The sequence below is a fragment of the uncultured Microbacterium sp. genome (assembly GCF_913776565.1).
GTDB lineage: Bacteria > Actinomycetota > Actinomycetes > Actinomycetales > Microbacteriaceae > Microbacterium.
Map to the genome: position 1 here is coordinate 1 of NZ_CAJYPF010000172.1, position 7,209 is coordinate 7,209.

Sequence of the window (7,209 nt, forward strand, 5' to 3'; positions counted from 1 at the left end):
GCTCGTTCTCGACGCGCGCTTTGATGCGGCGGATCTCGCGCAGGCCGTTCTGGTCGGCCGAGACGGGATAGCGCACCTCGTCGGCGAGCTCCATGAACGCGCGGATGAGCTTGATGCTCCCCGCCACGCCCCGGGCGCGCAGCAGAGCCTGGGCCTCCCACGACAGCGACCAGCGCCGGTAGTACTCGGCGTAGGCGTCGAGCGAGCGAGCGAGGGGCCCGCTGCGCCCCTCGGGGCGCAGCTCGGCGTCGAGGTCGAGCGGTAGACGGTGGTCCTCGGACTGCTCGCGCAGACCCGCGACGAGCTTGAGCGCGAGGTGGCTCGCGCGCTGCGGGTCGACGCCGTTCGCGCGATAGACGTACATGACGTCGGCATCCGACCCGAAGCCGATCTCGCGACCGCCGAAGCGGCCCATCGCGATGACCGCGAAGTCGAGGTCGTCGTCCTCGGGCGGGACGACCACGCGGCGGACGGCCCGCAGCGTCGCCTGGATCGTCACCTCGGTGATGGTCGTCAGCGCATCCGAGAGCTCCTCGAGCGACACGATGCCGAGCACCGCGGCCATGGCCACGCGCAGCATCTCGCGGCGGCGGAGCGCCCGGACGGAGCGCATCGCGTCGTCGATGTCGTTCCAGCGGGTCTGGATCGCGCGCGCCTCGTCCTCGAGCGCCTTGCCGGAACGCGGACGCAGCAGAGCGTCGTCGTCGAGCCACGCGACGGACTCGGGGATCCACTCCATCAGCTCGCCGATGTAGCGCGATCCGGACAGCACGCGGGTCAGGCTCTCGGCCGCTCCCGCGGAGTCGCGCAGCATCCGCAGGAACCACGGGGTGTTGCCCAGTCGTTCGCTGATGCGACGGAACACGAGGAGGCCGTAGTCGGGATCGACGCCGTCCGCGAACCACCGGATCATCACGGGCATGAGGTGCCGCTGGATGGACGCCTTGCGACTCAGGCCGCTCGTCAGCGCGGCGATGTGGCGCAGAGCCCCCGCCGGGTCGCGGAATCCGATCGCCGCGAGACGGTCCCGCGCCTGCGCGGTCGACAGCGTGCGCTCACCCTCGGGCAGCGCGGCGACGGCCGAGAGCAGCGGGCGGTAGAACAGGCGCACGTGGATGTCGCGGACCTCGCGTTTGATCCCCTCCCACACCGCCTGGACCCCGGATGCCGATTCCGCCAGTCGCGACGCGCGCGCGAGCACCCGCAGGTCATCGTCCTTCTCGGGCAGCAGCGCTGTGCGGCGGAGCCCGCGCAGCTGCAGGCGGTGCTCGAGCAGACGCAGGCGGCGGTAGTCGCGCCCGAAGGCCTCCGCCTCGGACCTGCCGATGTAGCCCTCGGCGACGAGGGCGTCGAGCGCTTCGAGGGTGCCCCGCTGCCGGATGCGCTCGTCGCTCAGCCCGTGCACGAGTTGCAGCAGCTGCACGGTGAACTCGACGTCGCGGATGCCGCCGGGCCCGAGCTTGAGCTGGCGATTCACCTCGGACGCCGGGATGTGATCGGTGACGCGCTCGCGCATGCGCTGCACGCCCTCGACGAAGTTCTCGCGCGCCGCGCTGTGCCAGACGAGTGGCTGTACGGCTGCGACGTACTCGGCGCCGAGGGTCGCGTCGCCCGCGATCGCCCGCGCCTTGAGCAGAGCCTGGAACTCCCAGCTCTTCGCCCACCGGTCGTAGTACTGGCGGTGCGAGGCGAGGCTGCGTACCAGCGCCCCCTGCTTGCCCTCGGGACGCAGGTTGGGATCGACCTCCCAGAGGGGCGGCTCGATCTCGGCCCCCGAGATCCCGCGCATCGTCTGCACGGCGAGACGGGTGCCGATGTCGATCGCCCGGGCTTCCGAGACGACCTCTTCGTCGGCCGACCCGCCGACGAAGATCACATCGACGTCGCTGACGTAGTTGAGCTCGCGGGCGCCGGTCTTGCCCATCGCGATGATGGCGAATCGCGTCGCCGCCACCTGCTCGCGCGGGAACGTTCCCGGTCCCGGGGATGCCACGCGCGAGCGCGCGACGCTCAGCGAGGCCTCGAGAGCGGCTCCGGCGAGGTCCGCGAGCGAGGCCGACACGACGTCGATCGCCGCCGCCGGGTCGTCCTGGCCGAGGTCGTACGCGGCGATGCGGGCCAGCAGTCGCCGGTACCGCACCCGCAGCGCGACCCAGGCGGCGTCCGAGGAGTCCGTCGCGAACCCCTCGTCGTCGCCGACGGAGTCGAGCAGTTCGGCGCGCATCGTCGGCTCGTCGGGCAGGGTCAGCCCCGCGCCCGAGAGGTGGACGAGCTCGTCCGGGTGACGCAGGTAGAACTCGGCGAAGCCGTCGGACGCCCCGACGACGTCCCACAGCGCGCGCCAGGCCCCGGCGTCGGCCGCGGCCGCACGGACGGCGGACGGATCCCGGCGGGCGATCTGCAGGACGGCGAAGAGCGCGCGATCGGGATCCGCCACACGCTGCGCGAGCTGCATGGCATCCGCTCGACCGACGCCGACCGACTCCTCGAGCTCACCGAGCAGGGTGTCTGCTTCGGTGAGGCGCGAGAAGCCGGTGCGGGCGAGGGCGGTGAGCGCGGTGGAGCGATCGCCCGAGGTCATCGGTCGGCCGTCAGAGTGCTTCGAGGTTGCTCGCGAGCTCGAACGGCGTCACCTGGGCACGGTACTGCTGCCACTCGCGACGCTTGTTGAGCAGCACGTACTTGAAGACCGTTTCGCCCAGGGTCTCGGCGACGAGCTCGGACTCCTCGAGGTACTCGAGGGCGTGGTCGAGGCTGGCGGGCAACGGCGCGTACCCGAGGGCGCGACGCTCGGAGTCGCTCAGCGACCACACGTTGTCCTCGGCCTCGGCGGGCAGTTCGTACTCCTCTTCGATGCCCTTGAGGCCGGCGGCGAGCATGAGCGCGTACGACAGGTACGGGTTGGCCGCGGAGTCGAGGGCGCGGTACTCGACCCGCGTCGACTGGCCCTTGTTCGGCTTGTACAGCGGCACGCGCACGAGCGCGGAGCGGTTGTTGTGGCCCCAGCAGATGAAGCTCGGAGCCTCGTCGCCGCCCCAGAGGCGCTTGTACGAGTTGACGAACTGATTGGTGACGGCCGAGATCTCGTTGGCGTGACGCAGGAGCCCCGCGATGAAGTGACGGCCCACCTTGGACAGCTGGTACTGCGCGCCCTCTTCGTAGAACGCGTTCATGTCGCCCTCGAACAGCGAGAGGTGCGTGTGCATGCCGCTGCCGGGCTGTCCGCTGATGGGCTTGGGCATGAAGGTGGCGTACACGCCCTGCTCGATCGCGACCTCTTTCACGACGGTGCGGAAGGTCATGATGTTGTCGGCCGTGGTCAGCGCGTCGGCGTACCGCAGGTCGATCTCGTTCTGGCCGGGCCCGCCCTCGTGGTGGCTGAACTCGACCGAGATGCCGAGGTCTTCGAGCATGCGCACGGAGCGGCGACGGAAGTCGTGCGCCGTGCCGCCGGGGACGTTGTCGAAGTAGCCCGCCGAGTCGACCGGCTGCGGACGGCCGTCGGCGCCCAGCTGCGACGACTTGAGCAGGTAGAACTCGATCTCGGGGTGCGTGTAGAACGTGAAACCGGCGTCGGCGGCCTTGGCCAGCGTGCGCTTGAGCACGTGGCGGGGGTCCGCGACGGCGGGCTGTCCGTCGGGCGTGGTGATGTCGCAGAACATGCGCGCGGTCGGGTCGATCTCACCGCGCCACGGCAGGATCTGGAACGTCGTGGGGTCGGGGTGCGCGAGCAGGTCGGACTCGTACGAGCGCGTGAGACCCTCGATCGCCGACCCGTCGAAGCCGAGCCCCTCGGTGAACGCCCCCTCGACCTCGGCCGGGGCGATCGCCACCGACTTCAGCGTGCCGACCACGTCGGTGAACCACAGGCGCACGAACTTGACGCCGCGCTCCTCGATCGTGCGCAGGACGAAATCGCGCTGCTTGTCCATCGTCATCCCTCGTTTCGGGGGGTCAGCGAGCCGAGCTCGAGCCCCAGTCGTCCTGTGCCTCTTCGTCGGCCCACTGCTTCGCGCGCTTCTTCATCAGCTCGGGAGCGGCGGCCGCCTCTTCGGCGGTGTCGAACGGGCCGGCGCGATCGATCGCGGGCGACTCGAAGCCCTGCTCGACCTTGCCGGTCTCGAGGTTGTACCAGTACTTCTTGTCGTCGCTCACGATGGCTCCTCACCTGGGTCGTGCGTCCCGGCGCAGAACGCCGGTGCTCCCCCGATCCTACTGATGCCGACCGTGCGGCTGGATAGGCTGAGGGGTATGGCAACGAATGCGTCTCGTGCGGTCGGAGTGGACATCGGTGGAACCGGCATCAAGGCCGGGATCGTCGACCTGGATGCCGGAGAGCTCATCAGCGACCGGGTCAAGGTGTCCACCCCCGCCGGAGCCGAACCCGCCGACGTCCTCGCCGCAGTGAAAGAGGTTCTCCAGACGCTCGAGGCGCCGGCGGATCTGCCGCTGGGAGTGGCTTTCCCCGCGATCGTGAAGGGCGGACGCACGCTGTCGGCCGCCAACGTGTCGAAGGCGTGGATCGGCTTCGAGGCCGAGAAGTTCTTCGAGCAAGGGCTGTCGCGCGACATCCATTTCGCGAACGACGCCGATGTCGCCGGCATCGCCGAGGTGCGTTACGGCGCGGCCAAGGGCGTCGAGGGTCTGGTCATCCTGACGACGCTCGGTACGGGAATCGGCTCGGCCATGATCTACGACGGTGTGCTCGTGCCCAACAGCGAGCTGGGTCACCTGCAGCGCGCCGGTCACAAGAAGGATGCCGAGCACTTCGCCGCCTACTCCGCGCTCGAGCGCGAGGAGCTGTCGTGGGAGAAGTGGGCGAAGCGGCTGCAGTGGTACTACGACTACGTCGAGTTCCTCTTCAGCCCCGACCTGATCGTCGTGGGCGGCGGGGTGTCGAAGCACTCGGAGCACTTCCTGCCGCTGCTGAACCTGCGTGCGCCGATCGTCCCGGCGAAGCACCGCAACAACGCGGGCATCATCGGGGCGGCCTCCCTCGCCGTGCCCGTTCCTGAAGCGCTTCCCGCGGTCAAGTAGGCCGCGGCGGCATCACGCGGCATCCACCCGGCGCACGCTGACGGCGTTGCGCCACACCACCGGCGCCCAGTGCCCGCCCTCGCAGGGCACCTCGAGCATGACGACCCGGTCGTTGCCGCCTGTCGCCCACGCCGGCTCGCGCGTGGCCGCGCGGTTGGGCCAGGTGATCCACGCCCACACCGCGCGCTTGTCGGGATACCACTCGATCGGGTGCGACCCCCAGGTTTCGGGCTGCAGCGTGCAGGGGGCGATGGATGCCAGAACCCGCGCGACCATCTCGTCGCTGACTCTCGTCGACCCCATGCACCGGACCCCTTCCCCGGCCGAGTCCGAGTGTAGAACATATGTCCGACACGGAGGTGGGGGTGGACTCCCTCGCGTGGATGAAGGCGACCCCCCTGGGCGCAGGGGGCGCTCAGGAGGGTCTGCGGGGTATTCGGCGCGCGGCGGCGATCGGGTTGGACCGTTGTGTCGTCCGGGTGGGAGATGAGGAGCCGACTTCACCCCGGGGACGGCCAGATTTCATCCCGGGTCCGGCACCGGGGCGGCCGCAGCCACAACTCAGGGCATCGTCAGCGTCTTCACTCCGTCGCGGTCCGCGGGGGTCGACAGCGCCTGCGTGTAATAGGCCTCTTCGAGCGGAATGCAGATTCCGATGAGAATCCATTCCGATTCCGTCTGCGCGAGATCGTCGTAGCTGTTCCACCGTCGATCACCGCGTTTCTCGGGGAGCGGTACGTACAGACGGAAAGCGCCCGCGTAGGGCTGCTCCGCCGTGAATTCGACCGTCACCCCGCCCTGATCCGGCGTCGGACCGGTCAGGCGAAAGGCTCGCAGATACTGGCCGGGCCCGAAGCTGTCTCGGAGGGGCGTGAGGAAATCGAGTTCTGTCATCCTGCAACCTGCCGAACCCAGGCCGGGCAGACCGTTGGCCCCTCGCAGTACGCGGTGGGGCACTGGCCTAACAGCTCAGGGCATGTGGAGGGTCATCACGCCGTCCTCGCCTCTCCGACCTGAAAGAGCTTGTGTCTCGTGAGCCTCGCGGAGCGGGACCGCGATTCCCCATCGGGTCCATTCGACGACGTCAGTAGCGAGATCATCATAGAGATCCCACAGGCGATCGTGCGGGCGTTGAGGCAGCGGAACATGTAGGCGGAAACGTCCCGGAAAGAGCTCATGTGCCGTGAATTCGATTGTGACTCCGCCGCTCGCGAATGTCATTCGAATGAGCGAGAGTGACTTCAGCATGCCGCTTTCGAACTCTCGTGCGATGGGGCCAGCGAAATCGAGTTCGGTCACCCGGCGACCTGCCTCACCCAGGTCGGGCAGACGGTCGGGCCTAGACAGTAGGCCGAGATGACCCCTCGCGGTGCCCCGTCGTTCAGACGAGTGGGGTTCACGACGACTTTCACATCCATAGTTCGATCAATTCTGCAGGACGCCAGCCAGCAGGTGTACTGATTTGCAGGAGTGACGTAAATCTGACTTCCATTTTCCATATAGCGGTTGCGAGGAAACTTCGTCGTTTTCTGGAGCATCGCGAGACTGACGTTGTGTTTCTGCAGGTGCTGCCATCCCCACGAAGTGGTGCCGTTGCGCACCGCGACCTTGATGTATTTGTTGTCCCACCACTGCGAGTAGATCGAGTACGCGGGATCCGCGGCCGTTTTGATGGGTAGCGAGGCTCGGCGGGCTATCGCAGGTAACGCGAACTGGCCGCCACTCTGTGCACCTGGTTCTTCCGGCCCGGCGCCGAGCAGCTCGTCCTGAATGTCCTGTCCGACCTCCTCGGCTTTTTCGATGAGGTCGACAACAGGCACGGTGTCTCCTACCTCGGAATCGGCCAATCCCATGACCGTGACTGTGGTGGGGTCCTCCACGACCACGTCGGCGGGATTGAAGTCGGCGGCCTGACTAGGTGGCGCGGCGATAGGGGCCGTGGCGACAGCGAAGGCGAGGGCAAGGGCTGCCAACGTTTTGCGAGGAAACACTTTGAACCAATCCATCCGCGAGCCCCGAGCGGGCTCGCACCAGCGAGAAGCTAGCGACGATCCCGAGCCCCTCTCGTGAGTGGTCTCAGCGGGTGAATGAAGCACCGGAAACGGGTATCAGGCCCCCGGGGACCCGAGCGGTGCGGGATCAGCGGCGACCGCATATGGATCGGATAGGACG

8 protein-coding genes are annotated in these 7,209 nt (G+C 68.2%); 1 reads left to right on the forward strand and 7 read right to left on the reverse strand.

The annotated features are described in order from the left end of the window. The 3 genes from QZ433_RS09740 to QZ433_RS09750 all read right to left on the reverse strand — a co-directional run. The coding region (locus QZ433_RS09740) for a bifunctional [glutamine synthetase] adenylyltransferase/[glutamine synthetase]-adenylyl-L-tyrosine phosphorylase (RefSeq protein WP_295782608.1) at nucleotides 1-2,581 on the reverse strand (2,581 nt) is incomplete at its 3' end. A 10-nt stretch (nucleotides 2,582-2,591) separates the two neighbouring features. Further along, nucleotides 2,592-3,932: a type I glutamate--ammonia ligase gene (gene glnA, locus QZ433_RS09745; protein ID WP_108320108.1), complete on the reverse strand. Its 1,341-nt coding sequence runs from the start codon at nucleotides 3,930-3,932 to the stop codon at nucleotides 2,592-2,594. A gap of 22 nt (nucleotides 3,933-3,954) precedes the next feature. Beyond that, complete coding sequence (locus QZ433_RS09750) at nucleotides 3,955-4,155, reverse strand: SPOR domain-containing protein (protein ID WP_165801240.1); 201 nt, start codon at nucleotides 4,153-4,155, stop codon at nucleotides 3,955-3,957. A gap of 96 nt (nucleotides 4,156-4,251) precedes the next feature. On the opposite strand from QZ433_RS09750, the gene ppgK reads away from it, so the two are divergent. Further along, nucleotides 4,252-5,037 carry a polyphosphate--glucose phosphotransferase gene (gene ppgK / locus QZ433_RS09755; RefSeq protein ID WP_295782614.1) on the forward strand — a complete coding sequence of 262 codons (786 nt, stop codon included), beginning with the start codon at nucleotides 4,252-4,254 and terminating at the stop codon, nucleotides 5,035-5,037. A gap of 12 nt (nucleotides 5,038-5,049) precedes the next feature. Here ppgK and QZ433_RS09760 read toward each other — a convergent pair whose 3' ends face one another. The 4 genes from QZ433_RS09760 to QZ433_RS09775 all read right to left on the reverse strand — a co-directional run bounded on the left by QZ433_RS09760 (nucleotide 5,050) and on the right by QZ433_RS09775 (nucleotide 7,043). Beyond that, complete coding sequence (locus QZ433_RS09760) at nucleotides 5,050-5,340, reverse strand: hypothetical protein (protein ID WP_295782618.1); 291 nt, start codon at nucleotides 5,338-5,340, stop codon at nucleotides 5,050-5,052. Nucleotides 5,341-5,598: 258 nt separating this feature from the next. Next, nucleotides 5,599-5,931 carry a hypothetical protein gene (locus tag QZ433_RS09765; protein ID WP_295782620.1) on the reverse strand — a complete coding sequence of 111 codons (333 nt, stop codon included), beginning with the start codon at nucleotides 5,929-5,931 and terminating at the stop codon, nucleotides 5,599-5,601. A 75-nt stretch (nucleotides 5,932-6,006) separates the two neighbouring features. Continuing rightward, on the reverse strand, nucleotides 6,007-6,336 hold the full coding sequence (locus QZ433_RS09770) for a hypothetical protein (RefSeq protein WP_295782623.1): 330 nt from the start codon (nucleotides 6,334-6,336) through the stop codon (nucleotides 6,007-6,009). After that, nucleotides 6,333-7,043 carry a hypothetical protein gene (locus QZ433_RS09775; RefSeq protein WP_295782626.1) on the reverse strand — a complete coding sequence of 237 codons (711 nt, stop codon included), beginning with the start codon at nucleotides 7,041-7,043 and terminating at the stop codon, nucleotides 6,333-6,335. Before QZ433_RS09775 ends, QZ433_RS09770 begins: the two co-directional genes overlap by 4 nt. Between the last annotated feature and the right edge of the window lie 166 nt (nucleotides 7,044-7,209).

Excerpts from the sequence above, each read along its gene's own strand:
- glnA (WP_108320108.1), bottom strand. The coding sequence starts at position 3,932 with ATGGACAAGCAGCGCGATTTCGTCCTGCGCACGATCGAGGAGCGCGGC.
- ppgK (WP_295782614.1), top strand. The coding sequence starts at position 4,252 with ATGGCAACGAATGCGTCTCGTGCGGTCGGAGTGGACATCGGTGGAACC.
- QZ433_RS09760 (WP_295782618.1), bottom strand. The coding sequence starts at position 5,340 with ATGGGGTCGACGAGAGTCAGCGACGAGATGGTCGCGCGGGTTCTGGCA.
- QZ433_RS09765 (WP_295782620.1), bottom strand. The coding sequence starts at position 5,931 with ATGACAGAACTCGATTTCCTCACGCCCCTCCGAGACAGCTTCGGGCCC.
- QZ433_RS09775 (WP_295782626.1), bottom strand. The coding sequence starts at position 7,043 with ATGGATTGGTTCAAAGTGTTTCCTCGCAAAACGTTGGCAGCCCTTGCC.